This is a genomic window from Streptococcus oralis ATCC 35037 (assembly GCF_900637025.1).
GTDB classification, from domain to species: domain Bacteria; phylum Bacillota; class Bacilli; order Lactobacillales; family Streptococcaceae; genus Streptococcus; species Streptococcus oralis.
On record NZ_LR134336.1, the window covers coordinates 1,566,217 to 1,584,244 of the forward strand.

Sequence of the window (18,028 nt, forward strand, 5' to 3'; positions counted from 1 at the left end):
CTCATCACTCCTCTCTGTCCGATCAATTAGCACTCTATGCATCCAAGTGCTAACTCATGATTCTATTATACACCCTTAGAAGAGAATGTCAAGACAAAAACTCAAAAAATTAGCACTCTTTTGCCAAGAGTGCTAAAAATCAGTCTGAAGACCTAGAATCTCACTTCTCATCTACTTGGTATTTCCTTTTAAGTCTGAAAAAACCATAGATTAGATAAGAAATCAAGCAAGCGTATAAAACGAAAATAATAAAGAAAGACTGAGACAAATTTTCTCGATACAAACTCATGAAAACAACAAGACCACCTGAAAAAGTGGCTATACAGGAACGAAGTCTAGACCGCATAACTTCCCATCTGAGACCCTTACTCATATAGACTTGATCCTCTGAAAGTATATCAGAAGTTGGTTTACGAAGAATTAAACAAAAATCTGTTTCTATCAATTCCCAACCTCTATTTCTAAAATCTTGTAGTTCATGCTTATACTTTTTAAAAAATCTAGAGTCATAGATATGATAGATGACATCATCTGGTTGGCATTGTTCAAAATAGAAAAAGCCAAAACGATTAGTTCTATATCTCCAACCTTTCAAGTGCATCTCATGTAAATATTCTTCTTCCTTGTCCAAATCAACTATTGTAAAAATCCGAAATTGTACTTCACTATTCATTGTCTTACCTCCAGATTAGAAAACAGGTATTGCTTCATTTATCAGATAATTCTTTCCATTTTTGAAACAATTTCCAAAAAATATAAGAAATCTGAACCACAAGAGCCAACAATAAAACACAATCTATGATAGTAAGCAAAAACACTAGCCCACTAAAAACGTCTCTTTCACTGAGCAACTTTAAGAACAACGGAATCAACATTGACAAGAAAAACAAAACAGGAAGCAACCGCAGTCTTAAAATCCGATGAACCATATCTAACTTCCCAGTAGCATCATTATAAATTTCAAACTCTGCATCCGATTCAATTTCAGAATGTGCTTTTCTAAAATAAGAAAAACCATTAAAGTCTGTAATATGCTCCCAGCCACAGTCTTTAAACAGTTGCAAATAAGAGGTTTTCTCTGATGTTTTCATTGGATAAAAATCCAACTGATAAGATACTTGTTCCGGCTGACACTTTTCAAAGGTATACTTAACCACAAACAATAAGATAGAATAGCTTACTTTCCTAAGCTTCCAGCCCTTGGCATGCATTTCTCTAAAGTATAGAGCCTCCCTCTCATAATCCGCAATTGTAAAAATTCGATAAACATTTTTCTTTTCCATCATCCTTCCTCCCGACTATTTCTATAGAGCCGTTCAATACGTTTCAATTCAATATCTAAGACTTTTCGTCCCAAGTCTGTTATCTGATAGATTTTACGTTTTTCCTCTTCCCGGATAAAGGAAATCAAGCCATCATTTTCCATCTTTGACAAGGTTCCATACATAGTCCCTGGACTAATCAAAACTTGCGAATCTGTCATCTCCTTGACCTTTTGTGTGATACCATATCCATGGTTCTCCTTCTGTAGACAAAACAAGATATAAAACCCCGTTTCAGTCATGGGAAGGTAAACACGCCTGATCTTATCTGTTAATTCCATTTAACCACACCTCCTATTTAATTCGATATATCGCACCTCGATATATAAACTATATCACATCTCGATATAAAATGCAAGAAAAAGAGAGAACGATTTCTCGTTCTCTCTTCTTAGGCTCAGGAATTAAGAAGTCATTTTGTTATTTCCTAAGAGTGGCTTAATCTTTCTTGCGAAGAACAAAAGCTGCTAGGCTTGCAAAGGCAAGACCGATGATTGAAAGAAGACCAGATACTGCTGAACCTGTGTTTGGTAACAAGTTCTGCTTTTGACTACTTCCTTCTTCTGGTTGACTATTATTTCCAGAATCTTTAATTGGGGCCGGAGTGAATTCCCAGGTGCCTACGAAGTGTGCGTCTGCTCCATTGATGATTTCAGATGTCTTGTCATAAGACTTGAAGCTCCATGTGCCTTCTGCTGTCTTCACTTCTGTTTGACTTGGTTGAGTTGGAGTTACTTGGCTGCCGTCCTTCAAGTCTGTTTGGTCTGCTGGAAGCAAGGTTTTCACTTCTTGTGGAAGTTCTTTGCCTGGAGTTCCGCTGACAAACTCGTGAACTGCTTTATGAGTCACTGTTGGAACCGGGCTTGCTGTAAATTCCCATGTACCTATAAACTTAACATCTGATCCATTAATTGTTTCCGATGTTTTATCGTAGGACTTGAAGCTCCAGGTACCTTCTGTTGTCTTCACTTCTGTTTGACTTGGTTGCGTTGGCGTTGCTTGACTACCGTCTTTCAAGTCTGTTTGGTCTGCCGGAAGCAAGGTTTTCACTTCTTGTGGAAGTTCTTTACCAGGGGTTCCACTGATAAACTCATGAACCGCTTTATGAGTCACTGTTGGCGCTGGGGTAAATTCCCAAGTTCCTGTAAATTTAACGTCTGCTCCATTGATGGTTTCTGATGCCTTGTCATAGGACTTGAAGCTCCATGTGCCTTCTGACGTCTTCACTTCTGTTTGACTTGGTTGAGTTGGAGTTACTTGGCTGCCGTCCTTCAAGTCTGTTTGGTCTGCTGGAAGCAAGGTTTTCACTTCTTGTGGAAGTTCTTTGCCTGAAGTTCCGCTGACAAACTCGTGAACTGCTTTATGAGTCACTGTTGGAACCGGGCTTGCTGTAAATTCCCATGTGCCTACAAACTTAACATCTGATCCATTAATTGTTTCCGATGTCTTGTCGTAGGACTTAAAGCTCCATGTGCCTTCTGTTGTCTTCACTTCCGTTTGACTTGGTTGAGTTGGAGTTACTTGGCTGCCGTCCTTCAAGTCTGTTTGATCTGCTGGAAGCAAGGTTTTCACTTCTTGTGGAAGTTCTTTGCCTGGAGTTCCGCTGACAAACTCGTGAACTGCTTTATGAGTCACTGTTGGAACCGGGCTTGCTGTAAATTCCCATGTGCCTACAAACTTAACATCTGATCCATTGATGGTTTCTGATGCCTTGTCATAGGACTTGAAGCTCCATGTACCTTCTGCGGTCTTCACTTCTGTTTGACTTGGTTGAGTCGGAGTCGCTTGACTACCGTCTTTCAAGTCTGTTTGGTCTGCTGGAAGCAAGGTTTTCACTTCTTGTGGAAGTTCTTTTCCTGGCGTTCCGCTGACAAACTCATGTGTTGCCTTGTAAGTTGGTGCTGGGGTGAATTCCCAAGTACCGACAAAGTGAGCATCCGCTCCATTGATGGTTTCTGATGCCTTGTCATAGGACTTGAAGCTCCATGTACCTTCTGCGGTCTTCACTTCTGTTTGGCTTGGTTGCGTTGGAGTTGCTTGACTACCATCTTTCAAGTCTGTTTGGTCTGCTGGAAGCAAGGTTTTCACTTCTTTTGGAAGTTCTTTTCCTGGCGTTCCGCTGACAAACTCATGTGTTGCCTTGTAAGTTGGTGCTGGGGTGAATTCCCAAGTACCGACAAAGTGAGCATCCGCTCCATTGATGGTTTCTGATGCCTTGTCATAGGACTTGAAGCTCCACGTACCTTCTGCCGTCTTCACTTCTGTTTGACTTGGTTGAGTCGGAGTCGCTTGACTACCGTCTTTCAAGTCTGTTTGGTCTGCTGGAAGCAAGGTTTTCACTTCTTGCGGAAGTTCTTTTCCTGGCGTTCCGCTGACAAATTCATGTGTTGCCTTGTAAGTTGATGCTGGGGTGAATTCCCAAGTACCGACAAAGTGGGCATCCGCTCCATTGATGGTTTCTGATGCCTTGTCATAGGACTTGAAGCTCCATGTACCTTCTGCGGTCTTCACTTCTGTTTGACTTGGTTGAGTCGGAGTCGCTTGACTACCGTCTTTCAAGTCTGTTTGGTCTGCTGGAAGCAAGGTTTTCACTTCTTGTGGAAGTTCTTTTCCTGGCGTTCCGCTGACAAACTCATGTGTTGCCTTGTAAGTTGGTGCTGGGGTGAATTCCCAAGTACCGACAAAGTGAGCATCCGCTCCATTGATGGTTTCTGATGCCTTGTCATAGGACTTGAAGCTCCATGTACCTTCTGCGGTCTTCACTTCTGTTTGGCTTGGTTGCGTTGGAGTTGCTTGACTACCATCTTTCAAGTCTGTTTGGTCTGCTGGAAGCAAGGTTTTCACTTCTTGTGGAAGTTCTTTTCCTGGCGTTCCGCTGACAAACTCATGTGTTGCCTTGTAAGTTGGTGCTGGGGTGAATTCCCAAGTACCGACAAAGTGAGCATCCGCTCCATTGATGGTTTCTGATGCCTTGTCATAGGACTTGAAGCTCCACGTACCTTCTGCCGTCTTCACTTCTGTTTGACTTGGTTGAGTCGGAGTCGCTTGACTACCGTCTTTCAAGTCTGTTTGGTCTGCTGGAAGCAAGGTTTTCACTTCTTGCGGAAGTTCTTTTCCTGGCGTTCCGCTGACAAATTCATGTGTTGCCTTGTAAGTTGGTGCTGGGGTAAATTCCCAAGTACCGACAAAGTGGGCATCCGCTCCATTGATGGTTTCTGATGCCTTGTCATAGGACTTGAAGCTCCAAGTACCTTCTGCTGTCTTCACTTCCGTTTGACTTGGTTGTGTTGGCGTTACTTGACTGCCATTAGGTAAATTCTTTTCTGTTGCTGGAAGCAAATCTTTCACTTCTTGTGGCAACTCTTTACCTGGAGTTCCACTGACAAATTCATGGTGTTTTTCGTAAAGAAGAGCAGTGCTCACCTGATTAGAAGGAGCTGATAAGTTATCAACATGCAAGGTTACAGTGTTGTTAATTTTTTCAGGTCCCTTTTCTTCCACTTTTTTGTTTGTAGTAGTATTATAAGTTACAATAATTTCAGCAGAAGAATTTGCTTTTATGTATTCAGGTGTCATTTTAACAGTAACTGTTTGACCTGATTTCTCGATCGTATAGTCACGTCCTTCTTGCAGAGTCACTCCACCTGATTCAACTTTAAGTTCTTGATAATCAAGGCGCTCATCAAAATTCTGAACCATTTCGATAGATGAAGGCGCTGCTAAAAGATCTTTGCCAGGAACCGGAACTTTAAACCTTGCTTTATAAGTGATATTTTGCCCCTCTTTAGCTGGAATCTCTGTAGGATCAACTTCTAGAACAGGGCTAGGATCAAGTTTTTCAACATAGAGACCAAAGACGGCCGAAGCAACCTCTGTTGATGAATAAGCAAAATTCATCCTATTACTATTCGATCGAAGGGCGAAACCAGAGATATTGTTCTCAGAATAGCTACCACTTGTAATCTGAGTCGCAATCCAAGCAGTTCGTTCTCCTTGGTCTTCCTGTTTCAAAACATTGGCATTGTTCATCAGACGAAGATTAACATCATTTTGATAACCTTTAATATAGAAGGTTTCCTTCAAGTTGTTTGCATCCATTGCATCGATATCCGTTGGTTTCATGACCAACTTCAAATCTGTCTCTGAACCATCTGCATAACTCAACTCGGCTGTTACATCAGCATCAATCCAAAATGCTTTATTCATGATGTAGTCATGATTCGCATCTACGTAAGGAACATTACCAATTTCAAAAGCACTACTTTCCCATAATTCAGAAATTGAGAAAAATTCAACAGTAGATTTTTGAGTACTATTCATTTCAGACTCTGCTTGAGCAGTGTTTAGATAGTGAAGAGTTACCTTATTGAATTTTAAGTAAGCATCTACTTGCTTACCATTGACTGTCCCAATATTTGTGAATTTTAGAGAAAGAGGATTTTCAAAAACTTGATCCTGCTTTTTACTTTTATCTACTTTAAGAGTAAAGTTCTCCATCTCGCCTGGATAGGCACCACCCCAGAGATATTCATAGTGGGGATTCGATAAATGAAACTGATCAACAGCCTGTGATTTAGATAAAACACTAAAATTGTTGATGTTCAAATTAAACTTACGAATATCCAAGGTTGAGATATCCGTTTCATTTTTTATTTCTTCTAAAGCCGCATAAGATTGAAGCGGAAGAAGAAAAATAGAAAAAAGTAAAACGACTAGTCCGAGAAAAGCCTGTTTTTTTCTACTGAAAATAGTAGAAAAAGGCATTCTCATGCGATATTTCCATTTCATAATGTACCTCCAAAACTAAAAATGATTATTTGATCATTTCAAAAGAAATATTCATCTCATTCTAACACAAAGAAAGGGAAATTGAAAGCAGATATAAAAAAATATTTACTTTTTTGTATTTCCAGATTGTCAATTTTCGGTGAGAATAATTAAAATATCAAAATTTCAGAACAGGCGTTTACACTATGTAAATAGCTGTTTTATTGTTGAACCTATTATCACTCCATGAGTTTCATAACGTACTCAAGCTACACATAAACATTAATATATTTAATTTTTTATAAAAAAGAACCCAAGAATAAATTCTGGGTTCTTTTTAGTATTTCTCGTACAAAAGATGCTTTTGTACAATTAGAGAGCCTTAGTCTTTCTTACGAACGACAAAGCCTACTAGACCAGCGATAAATAAACCAATCATTGAAAGAAGACTGGTAGAAGCTGTACCTGTGCTTGGTAGAACTTTCTGTTCTTGGCTTGCAGTTTCTTCTTTCTTAGTGCTTTCAGCTTGGTTCCCTGTTGTTGCAGTATCATTCTTATCACCGTTGGTTGTTGTAGGAGTTACTTTCTTAGTTCCAACTTCGACAATCTCATCTACTGCTGGAGTGGTGATTGTGCTTGATTTCTCAACACGACCTGTTTCAACGCCATCTGTGTAAGTCACTGTATAAACAATGGTGCGAACACCCTTCTTACCAGCTATCTTCACTTGACGACTGCCTTCTGGAAGGTCTGCGTTCTGCACTTCTTTGACTTGGAAAGCAACTTCTTCTGTCTTCGTTTCTTCCTTAGTCGTTACAACTGGGGCTACTACTTTCTTAGTTCCAACTTCGACAACTTCGTCTACTGCTGGAGTAGTGATTGTGTTTGATTTCACCTCGCGACCTGTTTCAACGCCGTCTGTGTAAGTCACTGTATAAACAATGGTGCGAACACCCTTCTTACCAACAGCTTTCACTTGACGACTTCCTTCTGGAAGATTTGGATTTGTTACTTCCTTAGTTTGGAAAGCAACTTCTTCTGTCTTGGTCTCTTCCTTAGTCGTTACAACCGCTGCTTTCTTAGTTCCAATTTCGACAACTTCGTCTACTGCTGGAGTAGTGATTGTATTTGATTTCACCTCGCGGCCTGTTTCAACACCGTCTGTGTAAGTCACTGTTTCAACAATGGTACGAACACCTTTTTGCCCAGCTGTTTTCACTCGGCGAACACCTTCGGCTAAGAGTGCATTTTCAACCTCACGAGTCTGGAAGGCAACTTCTTCAGTTTTGGTTACTTCCTTAGTCGTTACAACAGTTTTTGAACCTGTATAAGTAATCTTGTTTTTTGCAACTTTCTTAGTCTTGCGTGAAACTTCTTTACGAGATTTTTCAACACCATCCACTTTTGTCACTTCATAAGTGACTTCATCGATACCTTCTTCACCTTCTTCAACACGCGTTTGACCTTTATCCAGTGCTGGATCTACTTTCGTTTCTTCTTTGAAAGCAACTTTTTCCTCCACAGTCACTGTTTCTTTGGTTTCAACACCTGTTTTCTTAGTTCCAACTTCGATGATTTCTTCTACTGGTTCTTTAATTACTGTTTGGTTCTTTCTATCACGTTTTTTCTCAACGCCATTTACCAAAGTAACATCCCAAACAACTTTCTTCTGACCTTTTTCTCCCGCTTGTTTTACCTTTCGAGTACCTTCAGCGAGGTCTGCATTGTTTTCTGTCCGAGATGGGTAAGGAATCTCCTCAGTAGTTGTGACTTCTTGATGTTCTTCTTTTAAATCTCCCCCAGTGAGAAGTGCCTCAGCCTTAGCTTTTAAAGAATTGTAGCGAGCTTCAAGCGCCGCAAAACTTTTTTGACCTTCTGGACTCTTCATTGCCTTCTTTGCAGTCTCAAAAAAATTCTTTGCTTCTTCTACATCACCCTCTAGGAGTTCTTTATTATCCTCATCTGGACTATTTGTAAAATCCTTAATTGAAGATTCTATACTATCAAGCATTCTTTTGAAAGTATTTGCAATACTTCGCTCTTGGCCATCTGGAATTTCTTCATCTTCCGCTGGTGTCTCTTCCGCATGCACTGTTGGAATTTGATACAAGTCGGGAGCTACATGATAAGTGGCTACTCCAAGTGCATTTAAAGCAAGTATAGAAATTCCTAACTTTAATAATTTTTTTCTACTCATTATTCTTTCCTTAACACTTTCAATATACAGTAAGGAGAAGAGTAAAATTTTCTACTCTCCTCTTACTATATGATACTAACGTTCAGCTTTACGCTTCCAAACTAGAAGTCCAGCAAGTCCTAGAGCTAGGGCTGCAAGTACTCCAAAGATTGAAGATCCTTCAGAACCTGTATTTGGCAATGTTTTCTTAGGTTCTGCTGGAGGAACGGTTCCACCTGGTGGCGGAGTTTGTGGTTTTTCTGGTGTTGGTGGTGTTGGTGGGAACACCACAACTTTGTTGGTAGTTTTTGGCTTTGGATTATGGTTAAAGCTTACTTCAGCTGTATTTGGTACACCACCAGTGAATTTTGTAAAATCTGTTCCTTCTTTGAAGTTAGTGTAAAGTACAAGACGTACGGTACTTCCCTTCAAGGCTTCAAGAACATCCTTATCGCTGATTTCAAAAGTCACAACATTGCTAGTTTCATCGTAAGTAACAGTAGCAATTGCTTCTAAATCTTTACCTACTAATTCACCGCGGTCATTTGAAACTTTAGACAATTTATCAATAGCTGCTTGAAGCTTGGTTTGAGCTTCTTTTAGTTTCTTGATTTCATTTTCAAGTTTCTCTTGTTGTTGTTTCTTATCAGCTGGTGCCAATTCTGATTCTTTCTCAGCTGGTGCTTGAAGTTTAGCCAAGTTTTCTTCAGCTGCTTTCAACTCTGCTTCCAAGCTTGCAAGATCTTGACTTGGCTCGCTAGTTGCAGGTTTCTTATCTTCTGATGCATAAGAATCAGATGTAGCTGGAGTTGTTTCTTCAGCAGCTGTTGCTGGAGTAGCTGGTGTTGTAGTTTCAGCTGGTTTAGCTGGCTGCGCTGCCTTAGCTGCTTCCAACTTCGCTTTCAATTCAGCTACTTTAGCTTCCGCTGCCTTGAGTTCTTCCTTCTTACCAGTCTCTGTTGAAGTCTCTTCTGTTGACTTGCCTGTCAAAGCTTTGAGTTCTTTCTCAGACTGTTCAAGTTGAGCTTGAAGAGTTGCTTTGATCTTGTCAAACTGAGCATTTTCAACTTTAAGAGCGATACGGTCTTTGTTGACTTTCAAGACTGAATCGATTTTATCAGTGATCGTAAAGCTAGTCAAGTCTGTCTTGATAAGACGACCATATTGATCCTTCTTAGCATTTCCGTTTTCATCTACTGGATCTGTTGGAACCGGTGTAGTGATATCGAAGCGGAAGGTATCTAAAGCGTTTGGTAAGTGGTAGTCTTTATCAGGTTTAGATCCATCTTCTGGCCCAACTGTCTTAGCAGGTTCACCTGGTGTTGGATCTGTTGGTTTTTCTGGGTCACGCGGTTTCACCGTTACTGGTTTTGTTTCCTTGCTGCCAGATTGACCATTCGCATCCTTGAAGTTGACAGTTGCTTTGTTTGGTACCAATTGGTCCTTATAAGCTTTCAAATCGCTATTCGCTTTGAGTTTAGCTGGAATATACAATTGGATTTCTTTGAAACCTTTCAATCGAGCGAAATCTTTCACTTTCACAGTGACTGTATTTCCCTTAACACTTGTTTCAAGGGCACCATTTGCATCACGACCATCCACATAGGCTACTGGCGTATCAGCGATTGCCAAGACCGGTTCGAGTGTATCTGTGACTGTGAACTCTTTGTACTTATCAATATCTTTTGGCAAAGTTGTATTGACATTATACATGTATGGTGCGTCGTATTCCACATCCAAGTGGTCCAAGGTACGATTAATCTTCTTAGAAATTTCTGGTTCTGGTTCTTTTGGAACGATTACCGGAACTTTATTCGAATCTTTGTGTAGCCCTGGTTTGTGTGGGAACTTCGCGTCATAAGAAGCTGTATTTGGAACAGTGAATCCACGATCTGTTAGATATGGAGTCAAATCAGCTCCCGCTTTAATCTTCGCAGTGAAGCTCAATTCAACTGCTTGACCACCATTTGCTTTCACTTGCTCTTTTGTAAGTGTCAAGGTAATGGTTTGACCGTCTACCTTGATTTGGCTAGCCTCAAGCGCTTGACCATTCAAGCTCGCGTTTGCTGAACCTGCATAATCAAGAACAGATTCAAGTGTATCACTTACACTGAAGACTGTCGAATCTGTTGGAACACTTGTTTTCACGTTGTAGGTGAAGACTTGATCACGATCAGCGAGTGTTTCTTCAGCTTTCGTGTTGACATCTTTCTTGATTTCTGGCTCTTCTGGAGTCGGTGGCGTTACTGGAACTTCATTGGAATCCTTAGTGAAGCCTGGTTTGTTTGGAAGATCTACCTTGTAAGCTGCCTTGTTCGGAACCTTGATTGACTTATCTTCTGTTACATAATCGGACAAGTTAGCACCCGCTTTGATCTTAGCGTCGAAAGTTAATTCAACAGCTTGACCAGCACTTGTTTTAGCTTGTTCTTCTGTAAGCGTCAAGGTAATGGTTTGACCTTCTACCTTGATTTGGCTAGCGTCAAGAGCTTGACCATTCAATTTAGCACTTGAAGTTCCTGCGAACTCAAGAACATCCACTAGTGTATCCGTTACCGCGAAGGCTGTCGCATCTTGCGCTACTGTTGTTTTCACGTTGTAAGTGAAGACTTGGTCACGTTTGTCAAGAGTTTCAGCTTCTTTGCCGTTCACATCTTTCTTGATTTCTGGTTCTTCTGGTGTTGGTGGCGTTACTGGGACTTCATTAGAGTCTTTCGTAAAGCCTGGTTTGTTTGGAAGATCTGCCTTGTAAGCTGCCTTGTTAGGAACTTTCACAGTCTTATCTTCTGATAGGTAAGCAGACAAGTTCGCGCCGGCTTTGATCTTCGCGTCGAATGTTAATTCAACTGCTTGACCGCCATTGGCTTTCACTTGTTCTTCTGTAAGGGTCAAGGTGATGGTTTGACCTTCTACCTTGATTTGGCTTGCTTCAAGAGCTTGACCATTCAATTTAGCACTTGAAGTTCCTGCGAATTCAAGAACGTCTACTAGTGTATCTGTGACTGAGAAGGCTGTCGCATCTTGCGCTACTGTTGTTTTCACGTTGTAAGTGAAGACTTGGTCACGTTTGTCAAGAGTTTCAGCTTCTTTGCCGTTCACATCTTTCTTGATTTCTGGTTCTTCTGGTGTTGGTGGCGTTACTGGGACTTCATTAGAGTCTTTCGTAAAGCCTGGTTTGTTTGGAAGATCTACCTTGTAAGCTGCCTTGTTAGGAACTTTCACAGTCTTATCTTCTGATAGGTAAGCAGACAAGTTCGCGCCGGCTTTGATCTTCGCGTCGAATGTTAATTCAACTGCTTGACCGCCATTTGCTTTGACTTGTTCTTCTGTAAGCGTCAAGGTGATGGTTTGACCTTCTACCTTGATTTGGTTTGCTTCAAGAGCTTGACCATTCAATTTAGCACTTGAAGTTCCGGCGAATTCAAGAACGCCCACTAGGGTATCTGTGACTGAGAAGGCTGTCGCATCTTGCGCTACACTTGTTTTCACATTATAGGTGAAGACTTGGTCACGTTTGTCAAGAGTTTCAGCTTCTTTGCCGTTCACATCTTTCTTGATTTCTGGCACTTCTGGTGTTGGTGGCGTTACTGGGACTTCGTTAGAGTCCTTGTGCACTCCTGGTTTGTGTGGGAAGCTTGCGTCATAAGAAGCCTTATTCGGAATCTGTGTACGACCGTCTTCCTTCACATACGCAAACAAGTTCGCGCCGGCTTTGATCTTCGCGTCGAATGTTAATTCAACTGCTTGACCGCCATTTGCTTTGACTTGTTCTTCTGTAAGCGTCAAGGTGATGGTTTGACCTTCTACCTTGATTTGGTTTGCTTCAAGCGCTTGACCATTCAATTTAGCACTTGAAGTTCCTGCGAATTCAAGAACGTCTACTAGTGTATCTGTGACTGAGAAGGCTGTCGCATCTTGCGCTACTGTTGTTTTCACGTTGTAAGTGAAGACTTCATCACGTTTGTCAAGAGTTTCAGCTTCTTTGCCGTTCACATCTTTCTTGATTTCTGGCACTTCTGGTGTTGGTGGCGTTACTGGGACTTCATTGGAATCCTTGTGATATTTCGGATTGTGATCGATGTCGTAAGAAGCCTTGTTTGGAATTTCAGTCTTACCATCTTTATTCACATAAGCTGATAAGTTGGCATTATCTCTAATCTTAGCCTTGAAATTCACTTCAATTGACTTACCGGCATCTGCTTTTACAGAAGCTTCTGTAAAGGCAACTTTGATGACTTGACCAGAAAGTGTCACTGTCGCCTTCGATCCTGCATCCTCACCATCAAGTTTAACAGTAGCTGAAGCATTCTCACCGACAAATTCTAGAACTTCTTTCAACTCGTCTGTCATCTCAAACACAGTTGCGCTGGCAGGCATTGTTGTTTTCAAAGTATAAGTAAATTCTTCATTACGTTTTGCAAGATCATAACGTTCTGCTCCGTTTACTTCCTTCTTAAGCTCTGGAGTAGTGGTTGGTGGTGGTGTAACTGTAACTGGTTTTGATTCTTTCTTAGAATCAGGATTATCATTAATGATGTAGCTAGCAGTATTTGGTACTACCGGCTTGTCTTTTGATTCATTTGGATAAGTCGCTAAGAGTGCATCAAAGGTAATGCCTTCCTTCACCTTAGCCTTAAATGAAACTTGTACAGCTTTACCAGCATATTGTTTCACTTGCTCTTTACCAAATGTGACCGTCAAACGTTGACCTTCTGTTGTTACAGTGAGGTCTTGAACAGCTTGGCCATCAACAGTGACCGTTGCTTCTCCTTCAAATGCCAATTCTTTGACGATATCATCTGAAATGGTGAAGGTATCTGCCACATGTGGAACCGTTGAGTCAATCGTATAAGTAAAGATTTCTGATAACTTACCAAGATCTGCGTGTTCCTGACCATTCACCTTCTTCGTGATTGGTGGTGGTGTAACAGTGACCGGCTTGGTTTCTTTCTCACCTTGTTGGTCATTCTTGTTGGTGTAAGTAATCTTAGCTTTGTTCTCAATAGATGGAACAGTTGAGCCTTTCTTCACTTTGGCATGAATCACGAGCTCTACTTCTTGGTTACCGTAGTCACCCGCATTCGCAAAATCTTTCATCGTTGCAGTCACGGTTTGACCTTGAACTGTTACATCGAAGAATTTCGCTGCAGCTCCCTTGATTTCAGCTTGACCTGGAGTCAAGTTCTCATCCAAGGTATCCGTTACAACGAAGGACTTGTACGTTGTAATATCATTTGGCAATTTCGCTTTGATATTATAAGTAAAGTCGGTTTCCGCACCGATTGTTGCCTCTGTCAGTGTTTCGTTGATTTTCTTATCAACACCTGGTTCTGATGGAGGGGTTACGGTGACAGGTTTCGTTTCTTTTTCTCCGCTATGATCGTTCTTATCTGTGAAGCTGAACTTCGCAGTATTTGGAATGTTGATACGACTCACTCCATCATTGATCTTAGCCGGAATAATCAATTCCACTTCTTGACCAGCAAGAGCTGTAGCGTTCGCAAAGTCCTTCATCGTTGCAGTCACGGTTTGACCCTCAACTGTTACATCGAAGAAGGCTGCAGCTGCTCCTTTGATAACTGGTTTGCTTGAAGTTTCATTGATAACTGACAAATCTCCTTCAAGTGTATCTGTAATCACAAATTTCTTGTAATCTGTAATATCTGTTGGAAGTTTTGTCTTAATGTTGTAGTTATACGCTTGACCTGTCGCGATATCTAAGTGATCAAGAGTTTCATTGATCTTCTTCGTTACAGGAGGTGGCGTTACGGTGACAGGTTTCGATTCAACTTCTTTCTCTACATTATTCTCATTTGTAAAGGAAATAGAAGCCTTGTTTTCAATGGTTGTACCTGTCACATCATTTTTAACTTTTGCAGGAATGACTAATTCAACAGTTGAGTATTTTGCAAGTTCACCAAACTGACCATCCTTTACCGTTGCCGTAATCTCTTGGCCATTGGTGTGGATATCAAAGAGGGCCGCTGCAGAACCTTTAATACTTACGTCTCCTGCAAGTTCCAAATTAGCATCCAGTGTATCACGAATCACAAATTTCTTGTAATTGGCAACATCACTTGGTACTGCTGTTGTAATGTTGTAGTTGTATGGTTGCCCATCAAACGTTTGGAAGCTATCCAAGTTTTCATTGATTTTCTTATCAATAGTTGGTTCTTTTGGTTTTGGTGGGGTAACCGTTACTTCGTTAGAAGTTTTCTTGATATCATTCAAGGCAACATCTGCCGTATTTGGCACTTTAACCTGACCATCTTTCTTGTACTTAGAAAGGTCAGCACCGGGGCGAATCTTAGCCTTGAAGGTCAATTCAAGGTATTGAACATCTTTAGTTTTACGACGCGTTACCTTACGTGAGATTTTTTCAAGTTGAGTTTTATCAAGAGTCAGTGAAACAGTTTGACCTTCAACTTTTGTAGCAGTTTTCAACTCAGTATTATCTTTTTCACCAAGTTTTACATTCAAGCTATCTGCCTGAACTTCCAACTCTGAAACAACTGTATCCGTAAGGCTGAATGTATCTGCAAGGCCTGGCCATGGAACAGTCACCTTGTACTCGAAGAGTTCTTCTTCTTTCTTAAGATCTTCATGTTCCTTATCATTGACCTTCTTTGTAACTTCTGTCTCGACTGGTGGTTTGACATAGACTGGGTTTGAGCGTCGAATTGTACTTGGTTTGTCAGCTGTTTTAGCATGGTTACTTGGATCAGGATTATTATCCTCACCATTCCACATGATATTACCCTGGTTCAGCAAACCGAAACCATCATTATCCTGAAGAAGGGCCATAAATTCTTTGCTCGCTTGATTATTGCGATATTGCTCCTTCAAGCGAACGGTAATGGTCATTTTAGCTTTTTGAAGCACTAAGTATTCATAACCATTCACACTTGGTACATCCGCAACAACAACTTCTCGGTCGTTTCCAAGATCGTCCTTTTGCTTCACAACACGTGTCAGGATAGTACCTTCTGGGCCAGACGCATGATGACCTACAACTTCCAAACGATAGTCAAGAGGGTCAGTCAGCATAACATTTTTCTTGAACTCATATGGAGCGTTGTTAAAGTTGTAATCTACTGTATAAGTAAATGTTTCATCTTTGGCAGACAAGTTCGCTGCATAGGATGGTTTTTTTGTTAATTGAAGCGGATCTTCAATAGTACCAGTATCATTGCTTTGATCTTGGTCTGCAATTTTCTTGGTGGCACTTGGGTAACAGTATTCAAGTTTTTGAACTTCTACAGTTTCTTTCGAACCACCGATTGTTTCAGTCGCAAAATCACCAACTTTAAATTTACCAGTCAGCTCAGGAACTGGAACTGTCTCCTTAACTGGTTTGTAGTCTGCAGGAGGGTCTTGCTCATCATCCTCATCAACTTGTTCAGCATGTGCTTCCTTACTCAAATCATAGTCAAACTTGTTGTTTCCTGGATTAAAGACACTCTCTGGAACAGAGATTGTAACCTTGTCTCCTTCTTGAACAATCTTACCACGAATTTCTTTCTTCGAATCGGTAACCTTTGATACAATCTTCTTACCATTAATTCGAACTGCATCTACCTTATATCCTGGAGTAACTTCAAACTCACCTTTGATATCTTCTTTAACCAGAGCAGCACCAACAGATTCTAGAACTCGACTTGAGAATTTATTGATATCGCTTTGTTCATTAACATAGAAGGAAACATCTTTTCCATTGATATTTTTAGCTGGAGAAGCCATCCCCTCTAATGCTTCATGGAAAATCTCTTGGACACTTCGGTTATCCCCTATATCAAAATATTTTGAATAACCTTCTTTATATGTGTCATAGTACTGAGCTTTGGAATTCGCAAAGATTGTTACGTCTTCCCAGAAACCAACTACTACTGTTCCTTCAGAACCAACAACATTTTTAAGTCTTGTAGATGCTTCCTTAACCTCTTTCACACGCCCTAAAACGTTTTGAGACGCCTCTGTTAGTTCATTAAAATTCCATGCACGTGTAAGAATATTGTTCCGATAGTCACTGTACTCTAGACGAACCTTACCATCAGGGTCACGTTTCCCATTGGCAACACCATCCGTAATCAAAAGAAAGATAGTTTTACGACCATTAGCCATATTCCCTTTTCTTTCATTATATTGAGCAATGACATCGTCAATAGCTGGAACAGTTGGTGTTCCTCCCGCTACTTTAATATTATTAATGAATTGATGGATATCATTTTGGTCAGAAGACAAGTTACTTGCCTTGTATTTGTAATCATAGTCAGGTCCCCAACTACCATAAACATCTTTACGGCCTGTAAAATCGTTATTGTAGTAGTAGTTGTATCCATCTGCACCTTGGAAGGTCGCCATCATAACCCGGTCTGATGTATCTGGATTATCAGTCTTAACCAAACGTGGGTTATTTTCATCATACTCTTCTTCCTTCACAAATGTCGTCAGAGTTTTTAAAGCATTCTGGACATTTGGAATGGTGTTCTTAAATGATCCACTCGCATCCTGCAAGATTACCAAATCCACTGGTTTTCTAGGCAGGCGCCAGCTAATTTTTTCCGTTTTTTCAATTTTACGGGAACATCCATTTTGTGTTATCTTTGTATTTCCACCTACTTCAATAGTACTACCGCCTTCATTTGCTGCAGCGCTACCAAGCAGCTGTCCCATTAAGGCTAATGGAACAGATAAGAATAAAATGATAAACAATATGGAGACCTTTTTAATGAAATCTCTCATTGCTATTTCTGAAATCCTATTGTGATTTCTTCTTCCCCCTTTTCTATAGTAGATATATGTTAGCTGAGTAGTGTTTGCAACTCTTTAGAAAAGCTTTCCGCATTGGAATGATTAACCAATACATTTTTTACTTCTTGCTTTTTGGTTACAAAATACATACTTGGTATGGTCTGAACCTGTAATAGATCTGCCGCTGATTGATCTTCGTCATAATAATAAGGGAAAGTGTATCCTTTTTCCTTAATGTATCGATCAGCACTCTCCTTCGTTTCTTTACCAGGTTCGTTCATATTTAGTAAAACAAAATTGATCTGTTCACCATACTTTTCATACATCTGCTGAACAATGGGTAGTTGTTTCTGACAATGAGGACACCAACTAGCCCATTCGACAATTAACATAGGTTTATCATACAGCTCTGAACTAGCAACCAATTTACCGTCTTGAGAAGTCATTTTAAATCCTGGAAGTTGTTGACCTTTTAGACTCAAGGCAGTATTGTTCTCAGCACTTGAAGTTGATTGCGAAACTGATGAAGTCCCTACTTCTCCGTCCTTAGCGGGTCTAGTATAATAAATCAAACCCACCGACAATCCGATGATGACTCCCACTGCTAAAAACGGAAGCCACCACTTATCTTTTTGCATAGAATCTCCTTTCCTTTTTAATGAAATATGGCGAGTAGAACTTGAGTAAATAATATAGTAAATATTTTATAAACTCTCCAAAACTCATCCATTCCAAAAAACATTTTATCATTTACTAATTCGTATTTCAAGAAATATGTTGTCAAATTGTAAACTTTTTTCTTTCCCACGCTAAACCCGCCACACTACTGCATTAAATAGGTATAACGAAAATTCATGAACGTCATTTTCTAGTTATTTTCAGAATATTATTTCTTTTTAATGCATAATTCACTCTTTCTCATTTTCTGTATTTCTATATAATAACTATACTAAAAACAGCATCAAAATCCATTTAAATTTTTGCAAAAATAAAAAAGATTGTCCACTCAGAC

Annotated in this window: 7 protein-coding genes; all 7 read right to left on the minus strand. The window is 40.2% G+C overall.

The genetic code is table 11. The features are described 5' to 3' along the window. Positions 1–160: 160 nt before the first annotated feature. The 7 genes from EL140_RS07935 to EL140_RS07965 all read right to left on the minus strand — a co-directional run bounded on the left by EL140_RS07935 (position 161) and on the right by EL140_RS07965 (position 17,654). Positions 161–673: a DUF2812 domain-containing protein gene (locus EL140_RS07935; RefSeq protein WP_001083802.1), complete on the minus strand. Its 513-nt coding sequence runs from the start codon at positions 671–673 to the stop codon at positions 161–163. Between the two features lie 34 nt (positions 674–707). Beyond that, positions 708–1,283 (minus strand): DUF2812 domain-containing protein, encoded by a 576-nt coding sequence (locus EL140_RS07940; RefSeq protein ID WP_000412549.1) that lies wholly within the window; start codon positions 1,281–1,283, stop codon positions 708–710. Continuing rightward, a complete protein-coding gene (locus EL140_RS07945) occupies positions 1,283–1,603 on the minus strand; it encodes a PadR family transcriptional regulator (RefSeq protein ID WP_000423974.1) in 321 nt (106 codons plus the stop codon). Before EL140_RS07945 ends, EL140_RS07940 begins: the two co-directional genes overlap by 1 nt. A gap of 157 nt (positions 1,604–1,760) precedes the next feature. After that, positions 1,761–6,110 (minus strand): LPXTG-anchored SHIRT domain periscope protein, encoded by a 4,350-nt coding sequence (locus EL140_RS07950; RefSeq protein ID WP_126475669.1) that lies wholly within the window; start codon positions 6,108–6,110, stop codon positions 1,761–1,763. A 361-nt stretch (positions 6,111–6,471) separates the two neighbouring features. After that, a complete protein-coding gene (locus tag EL140_RS07955; RefSeq protein WP_000087620.1) occupies positions 6,472–8,286 on the minus strand; it encodes a G5 domain-containing protein in 1,815 nt (604 codons plus the stop codon). A gap of 75 nt (positions 8,287–8,361) precedes the next feature. After that, positions 8,362–17,007 (minus strand): LPXTG-anchored isopeptide-forming adhesin PadA, encoded by an 8,646-nt coding sequence (gene padA, locus EL140_RS07960; RefSeq protein WP_001204248.1) that lies wholly within the window; start codon positions 17,005–17,007, stop codon positions 8,362–8,364. Positions 17,008–17,066: 59 nt separating this feature from the next. Beyond that, the gene (locus EL140_RS07965; RefSeq protein ID WP_001168156.1) at positions 17,067–17,654 is read right to left on the minus strand and encodes a TlpA family protein disulfide reductase; all 588 of its coding nucleotides are present in this window, start codon (positions 17,652–17,654) and stop codon (positions 17,067–17,069) included. Between the last annotated feature and the right edge of the window lie 374 nt (positions 17,655–18,028).